A 20782-nucleotide genomic window follows, 5' to 3' on the forward strand; every position below is an offset into this window, starting at 1 on the left:
AGTTGCTCAGTTCGCCGAACGATGGCGGCTCGAAGCTGCGGCCGGCGTTGAAGAACACCTGAGCGCTGTCAGACAGCTCATAGAGGAGACCCACCTTCGGGCTGTAGCCCCACCAGTCCTGCACATCGCTGTTGTCAGGGTTCGTGGCACTAACAGGGAAGCGGTCTTCATTGTCACGACGGGCATAACTGATCTGGCCACCCACGGAGACGGCAAAGCGATCCGTAAGGTAGAACAGGTCTTCCAGATAGAAGTCCACATTCGTGGCCTGCTGATAGCTGTCCGCGAACTTCGCCCCGCGCTTGCCCAGCACGTTGGCAAAGCGGACGTCGTCCACGAGGCCGAAGGTCGGGGTGATGCCAGCGATGAACTGATTCTTGTGACCCGCGAGGTCGGCCTTGCTCAGGTAGTTCAGATCAAAGCCGAAGTCGTGGCTGATCTGATCAATCACAAACAGGATCGGGTGGTCCAGGTCCTTGTACGCATAGAAGCTGGAGAAGGACAGGTGCTGATCATCCCCCAGATTCCATGTGGTACGGTTGGCGATGCGGAACAGTTCAAAGTTGCGCTGCCAGTCGCTGTCAATGTAGTCGAACTGCTTGGCAAACGGGCTGCGCTGGGCGCGGTCCGGATTGTTGCGAAGCTGCTCCTTGGTCAGGTTGCCCGGGAGTTCCGAGTCGGTGTGCACATAGGTCAGGTAGAAGCGGGTCTCCACGTCTTCGGAGAACTTGAAGCCCACGTTGCTGAAGAAGCGCTGGGTGTTCTGGTCGCTGTGGTCGCGGAAGCCTTCAGTCGAGAAGTGCGTGACTGTCGCATAGTAGTCCAGATTCCCCAGCACATCCGCAGCGCTCAACTGGCCGCGGAAGGTGTTGAAGCTCCCGTACTCGAACCGGCCTTGGAAAGCTGGTGCGGTGTAGCCGGTGGGTGAGACAAAGTTCACTACACCGCCCAGCGTGGTGGAGCCGTAACGCAGGGCATTGGCGCCGCGGTACACTTCGATGTAATCAGCCGCCAGCGGTTCAATCGACTGCATGTCGAATCCGCCGTCCGCCAGGTTGATGGGAATGCCATCTTGCAGCACCTTGATGCCGCGCCCGTGGAAGGTACGCTGAATGCCGGAACCGCGGATGGAGATGCGGGCCTCTTCCGCGCCAAATCGGGGTTGTGTGTACACCCCCGTGGCGAAGTCGAGCGCGTCTTTCAGGGTGACGGCGCGGCCTTTCTTGTAGTCTTCGGCGTTGACCACGCCAGTGCCGCCAGTCACCAGGGCGAGTTCTTGCTCGGCTTGGGCGATGGTGGGCACAGTGAGAGATTCGGGTGTGGCGGTCACCGTGACGGTCGGGAGCTCCGTCGTGGTGGGGACGCTGGTCGCGGGCGTTTGCCCGTGACTGAGCTGGGAGGGGAGCACGCCTGCCAGTAGGAGCAGCAGGGATTGAGTGTGTTTCATGTGTTGTTGGTTGTGATTTGACGATGAATGGCGAAAATAGAGGCGGCGAACCGGCCTTGTATGTCGGAAGCAATTCTGGGCATGCGCAGTCCGCTGACGGCCCGCCCCCTCTGCCAATACCGGTGGCAGAGGGGGACGTGCCGCGTATCTCAGGTACTCTGCTCAGGACCTGAAAGTGGGGGCGGGGGAGAGAGGGAAAAGGAAAGAGGGGCAAGGGATAAGGCGAACTCCTCGGAGCTCGGAAGACGGCACGCGAATGGCCCTCCTCGATTTAGTGCACTCACGGCATCCGGCCATGAGGTTCCCTGTTGCGACTTTTCCTGCGATGTGGCTCTCGTACGGCCTGCGCCATTACTCAACGAGGGTCCGAAGAATCAGATTCCCTTGGAAGAGCGGTCAGGCTGTCATGAAGACAGCGCAGACGGGAGTTGGCGCAATGCGGCGGACGAGGCCAAGATCGCCTCTCTCTCTTACGCGAGAATCTGGGGAGGCGGAAGCTGGGGCGCGTCATGACGCCCGGCAGTGAAGTTATTGAACCATTCTGCCTGGGGCAGGCTGGCGATCTCGTGAGCCTGAGGCATGGCCACCGGGCTCATGGGAACAAATTCTTTGAGCTTGGCCAGCTCTGATTTGACGGGTGACTTGGAGCTGCTGGACGTGGAGGTGGGGGCCTTCTCCTCTGCCACGGCGGCTTCCTTGACCATCGAACAAAGGCGGCAGGGGTGGTCCCCGTCGAACGTTGTCTTCACAGCTTCCGTCAGGCCTTGTTCGGCCGTGCGGGTCGCAATCATGCCGCTCCACGCAGCCACCTGCAGCACCAAAAGATCGCCACCCGCGAGACGCAGGGAGGCGATGGCAATCAGTATCCAGGCAAGAGCGCGAGGCATGTGCAGGGTGCGGTCTGCTGTTTAGACCGCAAAGACAACGGTGTGGCAAGCCGAATCCTTCAAGTGCGACGTTTTTTCCAGTGGGATTGCAACGAGAGGCAAGGCGGCCGCGTTCATCACGGTGACTTTGGAGTCGGCAGGAAATCTTGCTTGGGCTCAGTGGAATACCCCATGGAAACTCCCTTTGCTGGCAGCATCGTTGGATCCTGGCACTTTGTGCGCTCCAGTCATCCTGGATACGATGGAAAAACCATCTACCACTTTACTGGAGATGGTCTGAGCTACTGGGAGTTCAATGACGGAAGGGGGCGGATGATGGAGGTGGCTCCCTACAAGTTTGAGAATGGGCAAATGTTCTTTGGTAGGCAGGGTGGATGGTCTCAGGGCAGACCGGTGGTTCAGGAGGGCGACGGAACCTCACGCCTGGCCAGCGCGTCCGGTAACCATTTCTGGTGGATGGTGCGGCTTCAATCGCCCGAGCCCTATTCGCAAGCGTTTGTGAATGACGAGGGAGAATTTAGGCGACTGGATATCCTGGCGTAGACGGTGTGATCCGAGCCGGGCTCGCAACGGACGGCTGTGACACGCTGGATTGCCATTGTGGAGTCCAGCTGTTGATGGAAAAATAGTCGCATGGTCGATCCCGTCGTGCTGATCAATGACTATGATCCGGTGTGCCATTTGTCGTGGTCTCCTGCGGCGGGCTATGTGGCGGCAGGGACTCCATCGGGAAGGATCCTGGTCTGGGCGAGGGAGGAGGGCTCGGACCTGAAATTTCGAACGGTGTTGGATCAGAAGGACGCTCCGGCCTTGGGATTGGTGGGTAAGGTCCCTGTGTCAGTGGCGGTGAATGACTCGGCGTTGTTCGCCAGCTATGAAGACCAGGTGTGGCGTCGTGATTTGTCGCCGAGGGGAGAGTGGCACGAGTTCGCCCTCTCCGGTGGTGTATTGAGTCTGTCACCTCAGGGAAGAAGATTGCTGATTGGCCACAAGGATGCGGTGGACGCCAACTCTCGAGAGGGGGTGACCGGGAGGAAGCACAAGAAGCTGTGGGAAGATGCAAAGGTCACGGCCGTCGCCATGGTGGATGATCGCCTGGCCATGATCGCAAGGCATGAGGATGAGGACTACCTCTCCATCAATCCCTACGGGCACTACGAGCACACCGGCGGATCCTCCACGCGGTGGATCTCCTGGCTGGATACGTTGTCTCTCGAAAGCGGCGGCGATGACGCAGCGTATGAAAAAATGGATGGCACCGGGTCCTTGGTAGCCTACGCCGAAGTGCTGAGCAGTCTGGATCGCAACCGTCTGTTTGGCCGGGAGCGTGTCGCTGTATCGGCGCGCAAGGGGGTGGCCAGTAGTCAGAACGAGGCTTCGCACATTCGAGTCTGGTACAAGCGTTGGGGCTGGAAGTGGACCCAGCACGAAGTGAATCTATGCGGTGAGGCCATGTCGTTGTCCCGGGATTCAGCAGGTGCACGATTGGCGGTGCTACGTGATGGCGTGTGTGAGGTATGGGACACGGAGGCCATGCGTTGCATGCAAACGTGGCGGGCGGATCCTGATTCAAGGTCAGGGGCGAGCCCGGTCAGTCAGGCACAGCAGAATCGTTTCGTCTCTCTGGCAATCTCCTCTGAGGGCAGACGGGTCGTGCTGGCAGATCGTCGTGGCAAGGTCGCGATCTACTCAGTGGATGCTTGAGCACGCTGGGAGGCAAGGAGGCTGGCAGCAGTCGTTAGCTTTGAACCACCTAGGGGCGTGCTTTGACGCAGAGACGGTCCACGGCAGCCTTGGTCGTCGGGTCCGCAGCCTTTTCGTCGGCGCTTGTGAGCCAGTACTTCGTTTCCAGCAAGTCTCCCAGGTGGTGATGCGCAATGGCCAGGTGGCTCGCGCAGATGGCTTGCTCCGCCTTGGTCAGGTGTTCCAGTTCCGCCACCGGTTCCAAGAGCGCCAGACCTTCGGGAATGCAGCCGTCTTGGATCAAGAGACAGCCCATGGTCATCTGGAGTTTTGCGGACTTGGGAAATAACGCGTGGGCTTGGGAGCAGAGGCGCAAGGCGCGATGACGGAGCCCAGGCGCATGGTGAAAGACCGGAATGGAGGCGATCGTGTCGAGGAGCCGGGCCCGTTCTCCGGGCGCAAAATCGACGGTGTGGAGCAGCCGTTTGCAGTGCCAGACGACGGAATCGTAGTCGCCACTCGCCTCGTCCAGATGGACTTCAAGAAAGCGCCGCCAGATGGCAGGAGGCATGTGGGTGAGAATTGGGGAGTCTTGTTTCTGGAAGGCCGGGTCATAGGCCTGGACGGACCTCACGTAGCGGTCCACCATCAAGTCCGGCACGTCGGCAAAGCGGCCCCAGAGCAGCGCCAGCAGCAGGTTTCCATCTGAGTAGAACACAGGCTCGTGCTTGGACTCGCCATGGATCTCCACGGGCATGAGGTTCAGCACGGTCACCAGCAACTGCGCATAGGGCAGGCAAAGGATGGGCACTGTCCACAAAGGAAGCACGGGGTACGCGGTGTGCAGAGCATCCCGCGCCGTCATCATGACGGCCAGTAGGGAAATATCCATGGCCACTGCCGCCAGAATACAGGTGGACCAGCGCCAGGTCAGGCCCAACTGGGAGGGCATATGCAGCGTGGCCTGACTGAAGAGCGGGGCGGGCGTCCACTCAACCCACGTCCGGCCGATCCGGTGGCTCCACCACACCTCGCCGATGCCAATGGTCACGGTGCGAGGCGCATACCCCACCAGCCGCGCCGCAATGCCCCGTACCACTTCATGAAACACCCTCGACACCACAAGCCACACGTAGAAGGTGACCAGAAGCCCAAGGAGGTACAGCGGCAGGTAGGTCACGTTGGGCAGAGAGGGAAGAGGGAAAAGGGAAGAGGGGTAAGGGTTTTGTGCGCTTGGGGAGGGCGAGTGGAGATGGCGTGGTGAGGTGTCTCTTATCGACTGAGGTACGCCCGCCATCCACCGTAGGAGGTGATGTCTGTGGCATCTGCCAGCACATACGGTTCGCACATGAAGCCCTTGACCCAGGTGCCGTCGGCGAGCTCCAGATTGCCAATGGTCATGGGAGCGGGAACTCCGGCAGTGAATCGGCCAAAGGCCTCGGCAGACAGCGTGTACACCTCGATCTCGATGGCGGTGCCTCCTTCTTTGACCCGTTCCAGCCCTGGCTTGGGAGGGGTCGTGTTGGCCAGAGCATAGAGTTTGTAGGAGGTGGCCGTGGTGGTGCCCTGTTGCAGGGTGGCCCCCAGCTGGACCAGTTGCCCGTGTAGCGGTTGGCCGTGCAGGTGAGCTCCAACGACCGCGAGAGCAACAGGGCCTTCGGGTGACGCCATGCGCTTGGGCAGGGGTTCGCCAAGGAAACGAGCGGCGAGATCCAAGAGGCTGTCATCGGCAAACGCCGGAGCCACCAGGTTCAAGCCAAAACCTACTCCGTGGCTCCAACGACCTGCGGGGACGGCGACCGCCGCCAGATCGAGCAGGTTGACGAAGTTGTTGTAGGTGCCCAGCCTGCTGTTGAGCTCCACGGGATTCGCCTGGACTTCGTCGATGGTGTACACGCTGGGGACGGTGGGAACGACCAGGAAGTCCACCTTGGCGAAGACTTCATCACTGATGCGCCTCAACTCGGCGAGTCTAATGGCGGAAGTGTAGACTGCGCTCGCTTTGAGGTCACGACCTCCCAGAATGATCTTCGATACGGTCGGATCCGCCTCCGCATGATGCTCCTCCAGCCACTGGCCGACGGCGGCGTAGCGCTCTGCCACCCACGGGCCTTGGTAGAGCAGCGCGGCGGCTTCGGCAAAGGGGGCGTAGTCGATCTCAATTTTTGTGCCGCCCAAGGTGGTCAGCTTGTCGCAGGCTGCTGCGTAGAGTGCGGCGGCTTCACTGTCGCCAAAGAACTGCAACTGCTCGGGCCGCGGCACGGCAAAGGTAAAGGCTCCCTGACCCCGGCCATCACGAACGGAGTGCCACGGGCGGGACATGGGGTCCAGGGGATCGTAGTGACGCGCATGAGGCGCGAGGTCGCGCAGCTCGGCCACCGTTTTGGCCATGAGGGTGATGCAGTCCAGCGAGCGACAGGCGGGAACGGCATTTCGGGTGCTGAGCACACCCTTGGTCGGCTTGTATCCCACAATCCCATTCAGGATGCAGGGCACGCGCCCTGAGCCTGCCGTATCGGTGCCCAGGGCAAAGTCCACCTGCCCGCTGGCCACCGCCACGGCAGAGCCGGAGCTGGAGCCTCCGGAGATGTAGTCAGGGTTCAGGACATTACGGCAAAGACCGAAGGGGGAGCGTGTGCCCACCAGGCCTGTGGCGAACTGGTCCAGCGTGGTCTTGCCCGCCACGACCGCACCGGCGGCACGCAGGGAAGCAACGACCGGATTGTCCTCTGTGGGTTGGTATCGATAGGCGGGACACCCTGCGGTGGTGGGCAGGGGTAGGGCGTCGATGTTGTCCTTTACGGCAAAGAGCTTGCCCACGAGTGGGCCCGTGGCAGCTGCCAGTTCCGTCGCGAAGGCTTCAGGAGACACCACGTCGATCCAGACGGGGCCGTTGCGTTCTGCGTAGAGGGTGGCATGGCGGTCAGCGGGGGAGTCAGGCACGGGGTGGTAAAGGGTGAGAGGTAGAGGTAAGCAGTGGTCAGGAAATGAATCCGGTTATTCAAGCATGTCGCGTGCCTGTTTGGCCGGTGGTTGTAGTAATTTTGGGAGGCTGCCGCATCAGGCGGCGGTGTCCACCACGATCAGAGCCTGACCGGACTGGACCTGCTTGCCCGCCGCCACGCGAATCTCCCGGACCCGGCCGGAAGCGGGGCTGACGATCTCGGCTTCCATCTTCATCGCTTCCACGATGACGACAGCCTGACCCTCTTTGACCTCCTGTCCGGGCTCCACGAGCACTTTCCAGAGGTTCCCAGTGAGCGGGGTGCGCACCAGTTCGCACCCTTCAGGGGCCAGCTCATCTTCCACCGGTGGCGGCTCCGCCTCGGGTTCAGAGGCGGCCACATTTTGCCCTGCCGCAGCCCAACGCTCGCGCTCCTCCTGAAACGCCTGCCGTTGAGTGATGCGGAAATCGGCGATGGATTCGGCGTTCTCTTCCAGGAAGCCGAGGTAGTCGCCCAGCTTGAAAGTGGTTTCCTCAATCTTGAGCTGGAATCGACCCAGGGGGAAATCTTCGCGAAGCTTCAAGAGTTCCTCTGCGCTCACCGGATAGAAGCGAATCTGGTCGAAGAAACGCAGCAGCCACGGCTTCCCACCGGTGAAGTCCTGCGTCTGACGCCAGGCGTTCCACATTTGAATGGTACGGCCGACGAACTGGTACCCGCCGGGTCCCTCCATGCCATAGACGCACATGTAAGCGCCCCCGATGCCCACAGCGTTCTCCGGTGTCCAGGTGCGGGCGGGATTGTACTTGGTCGTCACGAGCCGGTGCCGGGGGTCCAGCGGGGTGGCCACTGGGGCGCCCAGATACACGTCTCCCAGTCCCATGACCATGTAGCTGGCATCAAAGACGATGCGCTGCACTTCCTCGATGCTCTCCAGTCCATTAATGCGGCGGATGAACTCGATGTTGCTCGGGCACCAGGGTGCATCAGGACGCACGGACTGCATGTACTTCTCAATGGCGAGCCGGGTGGCCGGATCGTCCCAGGAGAGGGGCAGGTATACAATCCGCGAGGGCACCTCGAAATCACGCAAGTCGCCCAGCTCATCTTCCGCCCGGGCCAGCAACTCGAGAAGCTGGGGCCGGGGCATGACCCGGTTGTCATAGTGGAACTGGAGGGAGCGGATGCCGGGTGTCAGGTCAATCAGGCCCGGCAGGTGTTGTTTCCTGACCCACTCCATGAGGGCGTGAACCCGGGCGCGCAGGGTGATGTCCAGCACGAGGGGGCCGTATTCCACGAGCAGGTACTTGTCTCCAGCGGCCCGGTAGCGCACCTCCACCTGGGTGTCGGTGGCAGGGCGTAGGGCCGCGACGGGGCTCTCAAGATCCGCCACCACCACGGGGCCGGGGATTTCTGCGGCGGCGGCATAGGTCAGGGATTCCAGCCCGGTGTCCGTGGCGCGTTCGGCGGCCTCCGCCTCCGCCAGTGTGACGGGGAGGAACTTCAAAGTGTCGCCGGGACGGAGCTGTCCCATCATCCAGCGGTCGGCACGAATGATCACCGCCGGGCAGACGAAGCCACCGCAACTGGGACCGTCTGGCCCGAGGATGATCGGCATGTCGCCCGTGTAGTCGATCGCGCCAATCGCGTAGGCGTTGTCGTGAATGTTGGATGGGTGCAGACCGGCCTCTCCGCCATCCGTGCGGGCCCAGCGGGGCTTGGGGCCAATGAGGCGGATGCCGGTGGGGTTGGAGTTGTAGTGCACCTTCCACGCCGTGGCGAAGAAGGTCTCAATGTCCTCGTTCGTGAAGAAATCAGGTGCCCCGTGTGGACCGTAGGTCACGCGGATGACCCACTCGTTCTTCCAGCTCGGAGCGGTGACGCTTGTTGCGGCCGGGGCCACGCCTGTCTCTACGGCCGCCCCCAGGTGAATGATGTCCCCCGCGCGCAGAGCGCGACCTGCGTGGCCGCCGAAGCCGCCCAAGGTGAAGGTGGAGCGACTGCCGAGATACACCGGGACATCCAGGCCGCCGCTCACGGCCATGTAGGCGCGCACGCCCGTGTCGCCCAGACGACCTGTTTTCAAGATGCCACCGGCGGGGATGGCGATGGCCGTGTCCATCGGCACCGCTTCGCCGTTCAGGGTTGGTTTCATGCGGGCCCCAGTGAGCGCCACGGTGCAGGCCTGCTGGAACTTCAGCGTGGGGCCGGCCATGGTTATTTCCAAACCCGCGGCATGATCGTCGTTGCCCACGAGGCGGTTTGCCAGACGGAAGGAGACATCGTCCATGGGGCCGGATGGCGGCACGCCAATGTCCCAGTACCCCAAGCGACCGGGGAAGTCCTGGACCGTGGTCACGGCACCGGGCTCCAGCACCTCCATGGTGTGAGGCTGCCAGGCAAATTCCGAAAGCATGCGGGTGGTCGCGTGGCCCGCGAGGAAGGGGGCGTGCTGCAGGACGGACAGCAGGTAGCTGCGGTTGGTCTCAATGCCTGCCAGAGTCGTGCCCTCCAAGGCGCTGCTCAGGGCTGCCACGGCCTGCTCGCGATCCTCGGCATGCACAATGACCTTGGCTACGAGCGGGTCATAGAATGGGGAGACGGTGACCCCTTGGGTCACCCAAGTTTCCACACGGGCCTCTGGCGGCCACGCTGCGGCGGTGAGCATGCCGCTGCTGGGCTGGAAGTTGCGGGCAGGATCTTCCGCATAGACACGTGCCTGGATGCTGTGTCCCCGGGAAACGGGCAGCGTCTCAGGCCAGAAGCCCAGATCCCCCGCGGCCAGGCGCACCATCCACTCCACGAGATCGATGCCCAGCACTTCCTCGGTCACCCCATGCTCCACCTGGAGGCGGGTGTTGACCTCGAGGAAATAGAACTTCCGGCTGTCCGCATCGTAGACGAATTCGACCGTGCCAGCGGAGCGGTAGTTCACCGCCTTGCCCAGCCGCTCCGCGCAGGCGAGCAGCTCGGCCCGTCCCTCCGCAGAAAGATGCGGGGCAGGGGTCTCTTCGATGACCTTCTGATTGCGGCGCTGCACCGAGCAGTCGCGTTCGCCCAGGGCGAGGATGCGTCCTTCGCCATCGCCAAAGATTTGCACCTCAATGTGCCGGGCGTGGCGGACGAACTTCTCCAGGAACAGGCCGCTGTCCTTGAAGTTGGCCATGCTCAGGCGCTGTACCGATTCAAACTGGGCCCGTAGATCCGAGTCGTTCTCGCAGACCCGCATGCCAATCCCACCCCCACCGGCGGTGCTTTTGAGCATGACGGGGTAGCCGATGCCTTGGGCCTTCTCCACCGCCTCATCCACGGTGGCGAGGAGCCCGGTTCCGGGAAGCAACGGTACGCCCGACTCCATGGCGATCTCACGCGCGGTGTGCTTGAGGCCGAACTTGACCATCTGCTCCGGCGTGGGTCCCACGAAGGCAATTCCCGCCGCTTCACAGGCGCGTGCAAAGTCTGGATTCTCACTGAGGAATCCGTAGCCTGGGTGAATGGCCGTGGCTCCGGTGGCCTTTGCGGCTGCCAAGACTTTTTCGGTATCCAGGTAGCTCTCTTTTGGGGAAGGTGGGCCGATGAGAACCGCCTCGTCTGCGGCATCCACATGAAGTGACGCCTTGTCTGCCTCGGAGTAAACCGCTACAGATCCATAGCCTAGACGTTTAAGAGTGCGCGAGACTCGGCATGAGATGGCACCGCGATTGGCGATGAGGACCTTGGGCGTGGAAGACATGGGAAGGATGAGAGTGAGTGCTGGGAGATGCTTCAGCCGCCTAAAGGCGGTACTCCAACTCGCTTCGTTGGGAGTCTGGGGGTGGAGTGGAGGGGATGCCGTTCTGGATCGAGCTTCTTGCCGCTTGGGTTTCGCAGCAGGGCTGGAGTACCGCCTTTTTAGGCGGCTCAGGATTTAGTCCCAGATGAGCAACCGGATGGGTGTCGGATTGTAAGCATTGCAGGGGTTGTTGAGCTGCGGGCAGTTGGAGATCAATGCGACCACATCCATCTCGGCTTTCATCTCCACGTACTTGCCCGCATCGGAAATGCCGTCTTCAAAGGTGAGCTTGCCTTCAGGCGTGACGGGCACGTTCATGAAGAAGTTCACATTGCTGGTGAGGTCTCGCTTGGAGTAGTCGTGGCCGTATTCCGCCATCTGGAGGAGGAAGGTGTCGCGACAGTTGTGCATGTAGCGCTTCTCGATGGCGTAGCGCACCATGTTGCTCTCTGCGGCGCAGGCACCACCGAGGGTGTCGTGACGGCCGCAGGTGTCGGCGGTGATCGTGAGCATGGGGTTCAGCTCGGTGGACAGCAGGGTGGATCCCGTGGTGAGGTAGATGGCACCCTGTTCACGGATGGTATCCACGGCGCTGTAGCGTTCGTCCGCGTTGGCAGCGTTGTAGAAGAGGATGTCCACGGCCTGGTTGCCCTCCAGATCCACGATGCGGAAGGTCTGTCCTTTTTTGATCTCATACATCCAGCCGTCACCAGCTTCGATGACTTGGTCGTAGGTTGCTTGCTCAGGATTGAGTGGGCTCAGGGTCAGGCTCATGGCGGGAACAGGGAAAAAGGGAGAGAGAAATGGGAAGGGGGCGGGCGCTTCGCGTTACATGAAATAACGGTCGGTGAGGATGAGGCCGCGGTCGTTCTCCGGGCGGAACTTGCGGACCACATCATCGGGGCCAGCAGGCTCAGAGGAGTACACCACCAGATGCACGGGCTTGGGATCGTAGGTGCCGCCTGGGGCGAGTGGGTGGGGACAGGTGTTCAGTACCATGAGCGTGTTCAGCTCCGCGCGCAGATCTACGTAGGTGCCGGCTTTGGCGTGACTCTCGTCAAAGTGAAGGCCGCCCACGTCATCGACGGTTACCTTGCTGAAGAAATTGGCATTCGGCACCAGGTCTTTGGCACCCAGGCCGTACTTGCCCAGCTCTACCAAGAAGCTGTCACGCCCGTTGCGATGGTACTTGTTGCGTTGCTCCTGGAAGGTGGCCTTGCCGTACTTGCGCTCCACCAGGGTGGCCGTGCTATGCCCGCAGATGGTGTCATGCCAGCCGCTGGTGTCATCGGTGACGGACACCAGAATCCGACCCATGTCCGAATACAAGGCACGCCCCGTGGTGAGATAGGCCACGTGTTGAGCCTTGAGCGTGTCAGACATGTTGTAGCGCTCCACCATCAGCTCAAAGTTGAAGAACAGGGCGGACACATTGGCTCCGCCTTGGGGATCGATGATGCGCAAGGTGCTGCCGCGTTTCAGCACATGGGACCAACTGGCACCGCCGAGCACAACCTCGCGGAAACGGACCTTGTCTTCAGGGATGTCAGGAGTGGGGGAGAACATAGGGAATGCGGAAGATGGAATTCGGAGTTCGGAATAGTGAAGGGGCTGCTCGTGGAGAGGGCTAGGACTCGGTCGGCGGCGCGGCGCGGCGGATCTTTTTGTGGGGCGCCGTGGTGGTGGATTCACCGGCCTCGTGAAGCGGTGGCAGCAGGGTGGTGCTGAGCTGGAGTTGGCCGTGACGGACGCCTTTCAGCGCGCTCATCTCCTCCTTGATCTCCCGCAGGATGCGGGCCGGGCCCTGCACGAGCATGATCTGCAGGCTCTGGTTGTCCTCAAGATGCACGAGCTGGATGGTCACGATCTCTCGCAGGTACTTGTGCTGGATGTCGGTCAGCGTGTTTTGCAGGTTCCGCTTCTGGTGATCATAGATCAGGCTGATCACGCCCATCATCACGGTGTCGCCCAGCTCACTGGCATAAGCCACGAGGTGATCTCGTACCAGGGCGGTCAGGCATTGGGAGCGGTTCGCGAAACCGCGGCCCGTCGCCATGCGGTCCAGCCCCTCCACGGCGCTGGCGGGCATGGAAACACTGAACCGGATAAGATTGGAACCTTGGCGCTTTGGCATGGGGTGATGGGTGTGAGGAATGTTCGTTTTCGTAACACGAAACATGCCAAGAGCCATGGGTGAGTCACGAGAGCGTGTTGTTTTTTCAAGCAAACTTCAGGCCAAGCCCCTGGCACAACCCCGACATTTCCTTTGCGCCCCTCCCCCTTTTCTTTATGTTCACGGTTCCCATGATGTCCCCTGAAGTCGAGAAACTGGTCAATGCCGGCAAGCTGTCGCGCGCCGATGGTGAAAAGCTTTCCAACCTCCCTGTGGGAGCGTTCTGCCAGCACAAGAGCTGGGGTGCCGGTTGCATCGCTGAGTGGGATTTGCTGGGAGACCGGGTGGTGATTGACTTCGAAGGCAAGCCGGGGCACCCGATGAAGCTCGGCTTTGCAGCGGGCTCGCTGGAGCCACTGGCAGCGGAGCACATCCTGGCCCGCCGAGTGGGCGATCTGCCAGCGCTGCAGACCATGGCCAAGGAGCGCCCGGCTGACCTCGTGACGCTGGCGCTGAAGAGCAGCGGCAAGACGATGTCCCTGGATGCGCTGGAAGGGCTCCTCATTCCCCGCATCATCAAGGAAGCCGATTACAAGTCCTGGTGGAGCGCCGCAAAGAAGGCCCTGAAGGACAAGCGCCACATTGTGGTGCCCGCCAAGCGCACGGAGCTTCTCGTGCTGCGCGACGAGGACGTGAGACATGGCAATGCCATGCTGGATGACCTGAGGAACGCTCGCGACCTCAGGGCAAAGCTGAATGCCTTGGCGCGCATCCAGAAGGATCTGGACCTCTTTGAGAACCATGCTGCAGATTTGATCCCCGTTTTCCAGGAGCTGGATATCACGGTGCGCAAGTCCTGGAAGCTGCAGTTGAAGGAAGCGCTGAACCTTCTGCTCTCCCGCGATGAACTGCTGGACTCTGCCAAAGGCGCAGCGCTGCCGGAAGGCTCCCTGACAGTGGAGCAACTCCTGCGTGACGCCAGACCTCAGCTGGCAGATGCCGTGAACGGTCTGCCCGTGGCGCTGCTGAGCCGCGTGTACAAGGCTTTCCCGGCTGCCTTCCCTGATCGGGCCTGGGTGCAGGAATCGCTTAATCACCTCACCAAGACGGGTGGGCGTGCCGTGGCCGAAATTGCGGCGGTGCTGGATGCAAATGATGAAATCGATCTGCTCGCGGACTTCTTGAAGAAGGCCGTGCGCAACCGTCAGCTCAGCACGGACCTCCTCATCTGGATGTGCAAGGAGCGTAAGGGTAAGGCTGAAGGCGTGTTCGACATGGACCTCGGCAACGCGATCATCAGCGCCCTTGAGGACGACCATATTGCTGGTGGCCCCAAGCGCACAGGTCGCCTGCACGACGCCTTCGCTGAAGATATCGGCCTCGTGGGTGAGATGGTGGGCGATGCGGATGCAGATGAACTGCGCCTGTTTGCCAAACGCATTCTCTCCAGCCCGGTGTTCGACGAATTGACCCGCCGTTCCCTCATGGGGCGCTTGATCAAGGCCCGGCCGGAGACTCAGGAACTGATGGACGACACCGGCAGCAATCAGGCTGCCGCCCTGGTCGTATCTTGGGAAAGTATGGAGAAACGCAAGGTCGAGCTTGAGGAGCTCGTGCGTGTGAAGATCCCGCAGAACAAGAAGGACATCCAGATTGCCCGTGAGTACGGCGATCTGCGTGAGAACTTTGAGTACAAGTCCGCCCGTCAGCACCAGGCCGTGTTGCTCCGCATGCAGTCCACGTATGAGCGTGAACTGCGTCGCGCCCGGGGTACAGACTTCGTGGGCGTCAGCACGGAAACGGTCGGCATTGGCATCATCGTGGACATTCAGGACGTCGCGACGGGCAAGACCGAGACCCAGACCATTCTGGGGGCATGGGATGGAGATCCAGACCAGAGCATCCTTTCCTACCTGTCCGAGATGGCCAAGGCTCTGATCGGCAAAAAAGTGGGCGATGAAGCCGAGTTGCCCACGGATACTCAAGGCACCCGCCGGGTGAAAGTCGTCGGCATCCGCCCCTTCCGCACGCACGCAGAGGCTGCACCGGTGGCAGGTTGACGCTTTTGAAGCATTCGCGGCCCCCGACTGGCATCTGCCGGTCGGGGGCTTTTTGTTGCATGATGGTGATGGGGTTGGGGGCTGCCGGACCGCTCCCGACGGGATTTGGCTTGGCTCCTGCTTCCTATGGACCGGAGCCCCGTCAGTTCACAGTCCATGCCCAGCTCCTCATGCAGAGTTCCTCCTCTAAGATCATCAGCACGGCGCAGGCACTGGCCGTGACCTTCAGCGGCATGAGAGAACTCGGGATTATGGACCGGGCTCTCTATGGCAGCATCTTGCAGCGTATTCTGGAGCAGCATCCGGAGTACTTGGGCGTCTGGACCGTTTGGGAACCCAATGCGTTGGACGGTCGCGATCACGAGTTTGCCCATGCTCCTGGGCACGATGGCACCGGGCGCTTCGTGCCGCTGTGGAACCGGGCAGGCGGCGTGGTGCATCTGGAGCCCAACGTGAACTATGATGTGCCGGGGCAGGGGGACTGGTACCTCGTGCCCACCCGGTGCGGCCGCGAGACGGTGATGGACCCCTACCAGTTCCCGGTGTCAGGCCGCAAGGAATTCATCACCAGCCAGGTGGCTCCGATCTTTCACCAAGGGCGCTGTGTTGGCGCGGCGGGAATCGACATCGAGGTGGATCGTCTGTTGCAACCTGAAGCGGAGGAGTTGGAGGAGAGTTTGCATCGCGGTTTTGTGCGTCTGGATGCAAGAGGCAGGATCGACCACCTGAGCGCGCGTACGCGGCAGTTGTTAAGCTCCTTTGTGGGGCGACGTTTGGTTCAGGAAATACCGGCCGGCATTCTCCGGCAGATCGCCAGGGTGCGTGGGCTGCCGGGCACGGCGGAGCTGGCCCCTCTGCGACGGGGCAGCGAGGCCCTGCGACTGAAGCATGCGCCGCATCCTGAATCAGGGCTTTCGCTGCTGATTGTGGAAGAGGATCTTGATGGGAGCTTGCAGACCCAGGGTGATACGCTGACTGCCCGCGAGCAGGAGGTGCTGGAGTGGATGCAGGAGGGCAAGAGCAACCCGGAGATCGGCGTGATCCTGGGCATCAGCACACACACCGTGAAGCGCCACGTGGAGCGGGTGCTGGCCAAGCTGGGAGTGGAGAATCGCGTTGCGGCCGCCCTGCATTCCCAATCCCAGCCGAAAAAGCGCGCGGCATAGGTCCACCGACCTATATCGGGATCGAGACGACTGCCGCACTGTCCGGCATGACTTCAACGACTCCCGCCGAACTCAAGGCCATCAAGGAAGACCTCATTGCCAAAGGGGTGAAATATTGCATCGGCGCCTATGTGGACATCCACGGTGTGCCCAAGGGCAAGGTGGTGCCGGTAAACCACTTTGAGAACTTTGCCCAAGGTTCAGAACTGTACACGGGCTATGCGCTGGATGGGCTGGGGCAGAGGCCGAATGATGATGAGCTCTCCAGTGTGCCGGATCTCAGTCGTGGCGTGCAACTGCCCTGGCAGCCGGAGGTCATGTGGTACCCGGCGGATCTGGCGTTTCACGGGCAGCCTTATGAAGTCAGCACGCGAGTGGCCTTTGGTCGCGTGCTGGAGCAGGCGCGCTCCATGGGATTCGGATTCAACCTGGGCATCGAGTGCGAAGTGTACTTCGTGAAGCAGGAAGAGGGGCGGTTGGTGGTGCCCAACCCGGACGACAACCTCATGAAGAGCTGTTATGACGTGAAGCGCTTCATGGATGTGTACGGCCTCGTGGATCGCATCGCGACCACCATCAACGGTCTAGGCTGGGATCTCTACTCACTGGATCACGAGGACGGGAACTCACAGTTCGAGTTCGACTTCAAGTTCGCCGATGGCCTGACCATGGCGGATCGCTATGTGTTCTTCCGCTTCCTGGCCAAGAAGCTGGCGGCAGATGCGGGCTTGCTGGCCACTTTCATGCCGAAGCCGTTTGCGGACAAGACGGGGAACGGGGCGCACTTCAACATGTCCCTGAGCGATCTGGAGACTGGGCGGAATCTTTTCAAGGCGGCTCCTGGTGAACCAGATGCTTATGGGCTGGGGCTCACCAGCCTGGGGTACTCCTTCATTGCGGGCATCCTGCGGCATGGGCGGGCCTTGTGTGCCGCCTTTGCCCCCACGGTGAACTCTTACAAGCGGCTCATTCGTCGTGGTGCCATGGGGTACTATTCATGGGCTCCGGTGTTCAACTCCTTTGGCACCAACAACCGCACCAACTCCGTGCGGGTGCCCATGGCCGGGGGACGTTGCGAGTCGCGGAATGCGGATTCCTCCTGCAACCCATACCTCGCCGGGGCGCTGGTGCTGGCGGCAGGCTTGGAAGGGGTGCGAGAGGGGCTCATGCCCGGTCAACCGCAGACGGAGAACCTCTATGAACTGACGGATGCCGAATTGGCCGAGCGTGGAGTGCAGGCTCTGCCGCGCACGCTGGCAGAGGCGGTGCAGGCCTTTGAGGATGACCCCTTCACGGAGCAGGTGCTTGGCTCCGCGCTGAAGAAGGAGTTCATCGAGTACAAACGCGCCGAGTGGGAGGAGTACCACCTCACCATCAGCCCGTGGGAAGTGCAGAAGTACGCCAGCCTCTTCTGATGAACGTCCGAGCACACCTCCTCGTGTCATGATTCCATCCTGGTTCGCACACCTGCCAGCGCCTCCCGTCCGTAGCCCTGTACTGCTGGAGCGCCTGGCCTGGCCAGATGCTGAGTCCACCCTGCAGGACGTGCTCCTGCTTCCGGTGGGAGCCATGGAGCAGCATGGCCCCCATCTGCCGCTGAATACGGACACGGTCATTGCCCAGTCCACCTGTCATCTCGCCTCAGCGCTCACCGGGGCGCCGGTGCTGCCCGCCCTGGGGTATTCCGTCTCACTCGGTCACACCGTGAAGTGGCCGGGCACCTTCTCTTTGTTTCATGAAACCCTCATGCTCACGGTGCGGGAGATTGCCCAATGGGCGGCCGCCTCCGGCTGGAAACGGCTCCTCATTGTGAACTCCCACTACGGCAACGATGCTGCCCTCCGCTGCGCGGTGGACCGCCTCCGGCATGACCTTGGCGACAGCCTGCTAACGGCCACGCGGAATACCTGGAATCTCACTGAGGAGATTGCGGGGCGTTTCACGCATGATGCGGCCGACTGGCATGCCAACGAGGCCGAGACATCGCTGATGTTGTTCCTAGATCCCTCTTCCGTGGTGCAAGAGCGCATAAGCACCGCAGACGATCCCGATCGCACGGCGGGGTGTGTCTTTCCCCACCGGGTGGCCCATACCAGTCTCAACGGCGTCACCGGACGGCCCAGCCTGGGTGCGGCGGAGCAGGGCGCTCTGTTGATCTCCCAAATGGGAGAGGCGCTGGCGGCCCTCATTGAGAAGGCTCGCGTGGAGCACCCTCCCTTGAGTTGGGCCCCCTGAGGGAGTCGCCCAACTTCATCCCAATCAACCAACCTATCCAACCCCACATCCACCCATCCAGAAAGCCATGAAAACACTCGTCAAACGCCTGTTCTCCATTGCCGCCGTCGCATTGTCCTCAGTCGGTCTTCACGCAGAACCGTTGAAGATCGCCTATTCGGACTGGCCGGGATTCACTCTCATCGAGGTGGCCAAGCAGAAGGGATGGTTCAAAGAAGCCGGGGTGGACGTTGAGCTCGTGTGGTTCGACTACCTGCCCTCGCTGGACGCCTTTGCCTCGGGTAAGGTGGATGCCGTAACCTGCGTCACCACGGATGCCATGGTGACAGGGGCCAACGGTGCCAAGAGCAAGATCGTCTGTCTGCTGGACTACAGCGATGGTGGCGACATGATCATTGGCAAGGCGGGGATCAACTCCATCAAGGATCTCAAGGGCAAGAAAGTGGCGCTTGAACTCACGCTGGTGGAGCATCTCCTGCTGCTGAAGGCGCTGGAGGCCAATGGCATGACGGCGGCTGACGTGGAACTGGTAAACACGGCGACCAATGAGACCCCGCAGACCCTGGCCTCCGGGAATGTGGCCGCCATCGGGGCCTGGTACCCGGTTTCCAACCAGGCGCTCAAGGCGGTGGCGGGATCCAAGCCGCTCTTCACCAGCGGACATGCCAAAGGGCTCATCTATGACGGGCTCTGCGTGAATCCCGTGAGCTACAGCCAGCGCAAGGCCGACTGGGAAAAAGTGGTGAAGGTGTACTACAAGTGCGTGGACTACATCCTAGACGAGAAAACGAAGGAGGATGCAGCCGGGATTCTGGCTGCCAAGGTGGGAGCCGATGTGAAAGACTACCTGGCCGCGATGAAGGGCACCCACTTCCTGACGCTTGAAGAAGCCAAAACGGCCTACAAGAAGGGCGCGGGCCTGGACTCCGTCTATGGCTCCATGGCGCTGGGAAACAAGTTCAACCTGGACAACAAGGTGTACACAGAATCACAGAAACCGGAAAGCTACCTGGTGCCCGGCATCGTCAACGGCCTCAAGTGAGGGCGCAGAGCAGGGATTGAGGGGCGGCAATCCCGGTCAAACTTTTCCTTGGGGAAGGGGTTTGGCCGGGCTAAAATGCATTCCCGCCCCCATCCCCGCTTGAAACCCTGCCCTCAATGAGGTTAAGAAACCAATGGTAAAATTTGAAAGCATTCTTGCCGGGGGACAAACCGGGGCGCAGCGGGCCGCGCTGGATTGGGCGATCGCCCACAACGTGCCCCATGGCGGGTGGTGTCCCAAGGGCAGAAAGGCCCTGGATGGCGAGTTGGATGCCAAGTATCAGCTCAAGGAAACAGAAAAGGACGTCACGCTGGAGCGGACTGAGTGGAATGTGCGCGATGCCGATGCCACCGTCGTCTTCACCTTCGCGGAAAAAGCCACGGGCGGCGCCCTGAAGTCCGTGACCTTTGCTCGCAAACTGAAAAAACCCTGCCTGCACCTGCACCGGGGAATTTTGGCCGGCTCGGAGAAGTTGGTCGCATTTATGGACAAGCACCGGGTTCGGCGTCTGAACATCGCCGGTTCCCATGAGGAAAAAGAACCCGGCATCTACGTCTGGGTGACCTCCACCCTCGACAAGGCAGAGGGAATCATGATGCGCATGGGCGAGCTTTGATGCCGATCGCCCTGAAGGAGACCGGATCCAATCATGGGCGTGGGCGTCAGGTTAAGGGGGCGAGGTCTAAGCCGTGACGGTGATCCCGTGTTTCTTCATGGAGGAAGCCCCCACGCCAACGGCGTGATACAAAACAGCCCGGGGTCAGACCGCGAAGCGGGCGCCACCCCGGGTAGCAATGGGATAACGCTGGAACTCCAAGGGAGTGCAACAAACCGTCCAGGTCACCCGGAGACGACCGTGTTGCACGTGGTGGACACTTCAGGGGTGCGTTCACAGTTTGTAGAACTCACTTCGGAGTTCTGGTCCACCCATCCATGTACCCAGGGTGGCGGCTCGTGCCTCGCCTGACCCTGGACTGCTTTGTATGACGCCGTTGGCGTCAGAGCACCCGCGAGTGTCAACGATGCAAAGTGCTTAACCTCACGTTCATGTGCCAAGGGGCTGCAGAAAATCTCTAGTCACATTCAGTTCGCAGCCTTTTGGCGGGCGTAGGCCAGTTCCTGCCCGCCCATCCAGCGATCCAGGAAGAAGGGCACGAGCGGCAGCAGGGAGGCGATGAAGACCAGTGCCGCCCTGAAGATGGGCCATTTGGCAGTCAGCCACACCTGCAGGAGGGAGAGGCAGAACACCACAAAAAGGGCTCCGTGCACCCAGCCCACGTACTTCACCGCCAGAGGCATGTGCCACACGTACTTGAGCGGCATGGCGATCCCCAGCAGGATGAGGTAGGACACAGCCTCGGCCAGGGCCACTTTGCGCAGGAGGGTGACGGGGTTCTTCATCCCATCGCGTTACGCCGACCTGCGGGAGAGT

17 protein-coding genes are annotated in these 20782 nt (G+C 61.3%); 8 read left to right on the forward strand and 9 right to left on the reverse strand.

From position 1 onward, the window contains the following. A partial coding sequence (locus tag BV106_RS22890; RefSeq protein ID WP_038168643.1) for a TonB-dependent receptor occupies positions 1 to 1447 on the reverse strand: 1447 nt, incomplete at its 3' end. 470 nt (positions 1448 to 1917) lie between these two features. After that, positions 1918 to 2334, reverse strand: coding sequence for a hypothetical protein (locus BV106_RS22895; protein ID WP_038168646.1), 417 nt, complete (start codon positions 2332 to 2334; stop codon positions 1918 to 1920). A gap of 171 nt (positions 2335 to 2505) precedes the next feature. On the opposite strand from BV106_RS22895, the gene BV106_RS22900 reads away from it, so the two are divergent. Both BV106_RS22900 and BV106_RS22905 read left to right on the forward strand, forming a co-directional pair. Continuing rightward, positions 2506 to 2877: a hypothetical protein gene (locus tag BV106_RS22900; protein ID WP_038168648.1), complete on the forward strand. Its 372-nt coding sequence runs from the start codon at positions 2506 to 2508 to the stop codon at positions 2875 to 2877. A gap of 90 nt (positions 2878 to 2967) precedes the next feature. Then, positions 2968 to 4038 (forward strand): hypothetical protein, encoded by a 1071-nt coding sequence (locus BV106_RS22905; protein WP_038168650.1) that lies wholly within the window; start codon positions 2968 to 2970, stop codon positions 4036 to 4038. 49 nt (positions 4039 to 4087) lie between these two features. Here BV106_RS22905 and BV106_RS22910 read toward each other — a convergent pair whose 3' ends face one another. From BV106_RS22910 to nikR, 6 genes are all read right to left on the reverse strand, one after another. Next, positions 4088 to 5197: a hypothetical protein gene (locus tag BV106_RS22910; protein ID WP_038168652.1), complete on the reverse strand. Its 1110-nt coding sequence runs from the start codon at positions 5195 to 5197 to the stop codon at positions 4088 to 4090. Positions 5198 to 5289: 92 nt separating this feature from the next. Further along, positions 5290 to 6960 carry an allophanate hydrolase gene (gene atzF, locus BV106_RS22915; protein ID WP_038168653.1) on the reverse strand — a complete coding sequence of 557 codons (1671 nt, stop codon included), beginning with the start codon at positions 6958 to 6960 and terminating at the stop codon, positions 5290 to 5292. A gap of 117 nt (positions 6961 to 7077) precedes the next feature. Continuing rightward, positions 7078 to 10695, reverse strand: coding sequence for an urea carboxylase (gene uca / locus BV106_RS22920; protein ID WP_038168654.1), 3618 nt, complete (start codon positions 10693 to 10695; stop codon positions 7078 to 7080). Positions 10696 to 10869: 174 nt separating this feature from the next. Continuing rightward, positions 10870 to 11508: an urea amidolyase associated protein UAAP2 gene (locus BV106_RS22925; RefSeq protein WP_038168655.1), complete on the reverse strand. Its 639-nt coding sequence runs from the start codon at positions 11506 to 11508 to the stop codon at positions 10870 to 10872. A gap of 54 nt (positions 11509 to 11562) precedes the next feature. Continuing rightward, positions 11563 to 12300, reverse strand: a complete 738-nt coding sequence (locus BV106_RS22930; RefSeq protein WP_038168657.1) for an urea amidolyase associated protein UAAP1 — start codon at positions 12298 to 12300, stop codon at positions 11563 to 11565. A 61-nt stretch (positions 12301 to 12361) separates the two neighbouring features. After that, a complete protein-coding gene (gene nikR / locus BV106_RS22935) occupies positions 12362 to 12868 on the reverse strand; it encodes a nickel-responsive transcriptional regulator NikR (RefSeq protein ID WP_038168682.1) in 507 nt (168 codons plus the stop codon). Between the two features lie 155 nt (positions 12869 to 13023). Between nikR and BV106_RS22940 the strand changes: the two genes are divergently transcribed. The 6 genes from BV106_RS22940 (at position 13024) to BV106_RS22965 (ending at position 19966) form a co-directional block, all read left to right on the forward strand. Then, complete coding sequence (locus BV106_RS22940; RefSeq protein WP_038168659.1) at positions 13024 to 14907, forward strand: GreA/GreB family elongation factor; 1884 nt, start codon at positions 13024 to 13026, stop codon at positions 14905 to 14907. Positions 14908 to 15077: 170 nt separating this feature from the next. Further along, a complete protein-coding gene (locus BV106_RS22945) occupies positions 15078 to 16073 on the forward strand; it encodes a LuxR C-terminal-related transcriptional regulator (RefSeq protein WP_265595990.1) in 996 nt (331 codons plus the stop codon). Between the two features lie 47 nt (positions 16074 to 16120). After that, entirely contained in the window at positions 16121 to 17488 is a 1368-nt protein-coding gene (glnT, locus tag BV106_RS22950) for a type III glutamate--ammonia ligase (RefSeq protein ID WP_038168664.1), read from the forward strand. 28 nt (positions 17489 to 17516) lie between these two features. Beyond that, complete coding sequence (locus BV106_RS22955) at positions 17517 to 18308, forward strand: creatininase family protein (protein WP_051946217.1); 792 nt, start codon at positions 17517 to 17519, stop codon at positions 18306 to 18308. Between the two features lie 67 nt (positions 18309 to 18375). Next, entirely contained in the window at positions 18376 to 19350 is a 975-nt protein-coding gene (locus tag BV106_RS22960; protein WP_038168665.1) for an ABC transporter substrate-binding protein, read from the forward strand. Between the two features lie 133 nt (positions 19351 to 19483). Next, positions 19484 to 19966: a putative molybdenum carrier protein gene (locus tag BV106_RS22965; protein ID WP_038168667.1), complete on the forward strand. Its 483-nt coding sequence runs from the start codon at positions 19484 to 19486 to the stop codon at positions 19964 to 19966. 467 nt (positions 19967 to 20433) lie between these two features. On the opposite strand, the gene BV106_RS22970 is transcribed toward BV106_RS22965, so the two are convergent. After that, positions 20434 to 20751, reverse strand: coding sequence for a DUF3817 domain-containing protein (locus BV106_RS22970; protein WP_038168669.1), 318 nt, complete (start codon positions 20749 to 20751; stop codon positions 20434 to 20436). Between the last annotated feature and the right edge of the window lie 31 nt (positions 20752 to 20782).

Origin of the sequence: Verrucomicrobium sp. BvORR106 (genome assembly GCF_000739655.1) — a bacterium.
GTDB lineage: Bacteria > Verrucomicrobiota > Verrucomicrobiia > Verrucomicrobiales > Verrucomicrobiaceae > Verrucomicrobium.

Bases quoted from the DNA above. Each gene is read 5' to 3' on its own strand.
- BV106_RS22895 (WP_038168646.1), bottom strand. From the start codon at position 2,334: ATGCCTCGCGCTCTTGCCTGGATACTGATTGCCATCGCCTCCCTGCGT.
- BV106_RS22900 (WP_038168648.1), top strand. From the start codon at position 2,506: ATGGAAACTCCCTTTGCTGGCAGCATCGTTGGATCCTGGCACTTTGTG.
- BV106_RS22905 (WP_038168650.1), top strand. From the start codon at position 2,968: ATGGTCGATCCCGTCGTGCTGATCAATGACTATGATCCGGTGTGCCAT.
- uca (WP_038168654.1), bottom strand. From the start codon at position 10,695: ATGTCTTCCACGCCCAAGGTCCTCATCGCCAATCGCGGTGCCATCTCA.
- BV106_RS22925 (WP_038168655.1), bottom strand. From the start codon at position 11,508: ATGAGCCTGACCCTGAGCCCACTCAATCCTGAGCAAGCAACCTACGAC.
- BV106_RS22930 (WP_038168657.1), bottom strand. From the start codon at position 12,300: ATGTTCTCCCCCACTCCTGACATCCCTGAAGACAAGGTCCGTTTCCGC.
- nikR (WP_038168682.1), bottom strand. From the start codon at position 12,868: ATGCCAAAGCGCCAAGGTTCCAATCTTATCCGGTTCAGTGTTTCCATG.
- BV106_RS22940 (WP_038168659.1), top strand. From the start codon at position 13,024: ATGTTCACGGTTCCCATGATGTCCCCTGAAGTCGAGAAACTGGTCAAT.
- BV106_RS22945 (WP_265595990.1), top strand. From the start codon at position 15,078: ATGCAGAGTTCCTCCTCTAAGATCATCAGCACGGCGCAGGCACTGGCC.
- glnT (WP_038168664.1), top strand. From the start codon at position 16,121: ATGACTTCAACGACTCCCGCCGAACTCAAGGCCATCAAGGAAGACCTC.
- BV106_RS22955 (WP_051946217.1), top strand. From the start codon at position 17,517: ATGATTCCATCCTGGTTCGCACACCTGCCAGCGCCTCCCGTCCGTAGC.
- BV106_RS22960 (WP_038168665.1), top strand. From the start codon at position 18,376: ATGAAAACACTCGTCAAACGCCTGTTCTCCATTGCCGCCGTCGCATTG.
- BV106_RS22965 (WP_038168667.1), top strand. From the start codon at position 19,484: ATGGTAAAATTTGAAAGCATTCTTGCCGGGGGACAAACCGGGGCGCAG.
- BV106_RS22970 (WP_038168669.1), bottom strand. From the start codon at position 20,751: ATGAAGAACCCCGTCACCCTCCTGCGCAAAGTGGCCCTGGCCGAGGCT.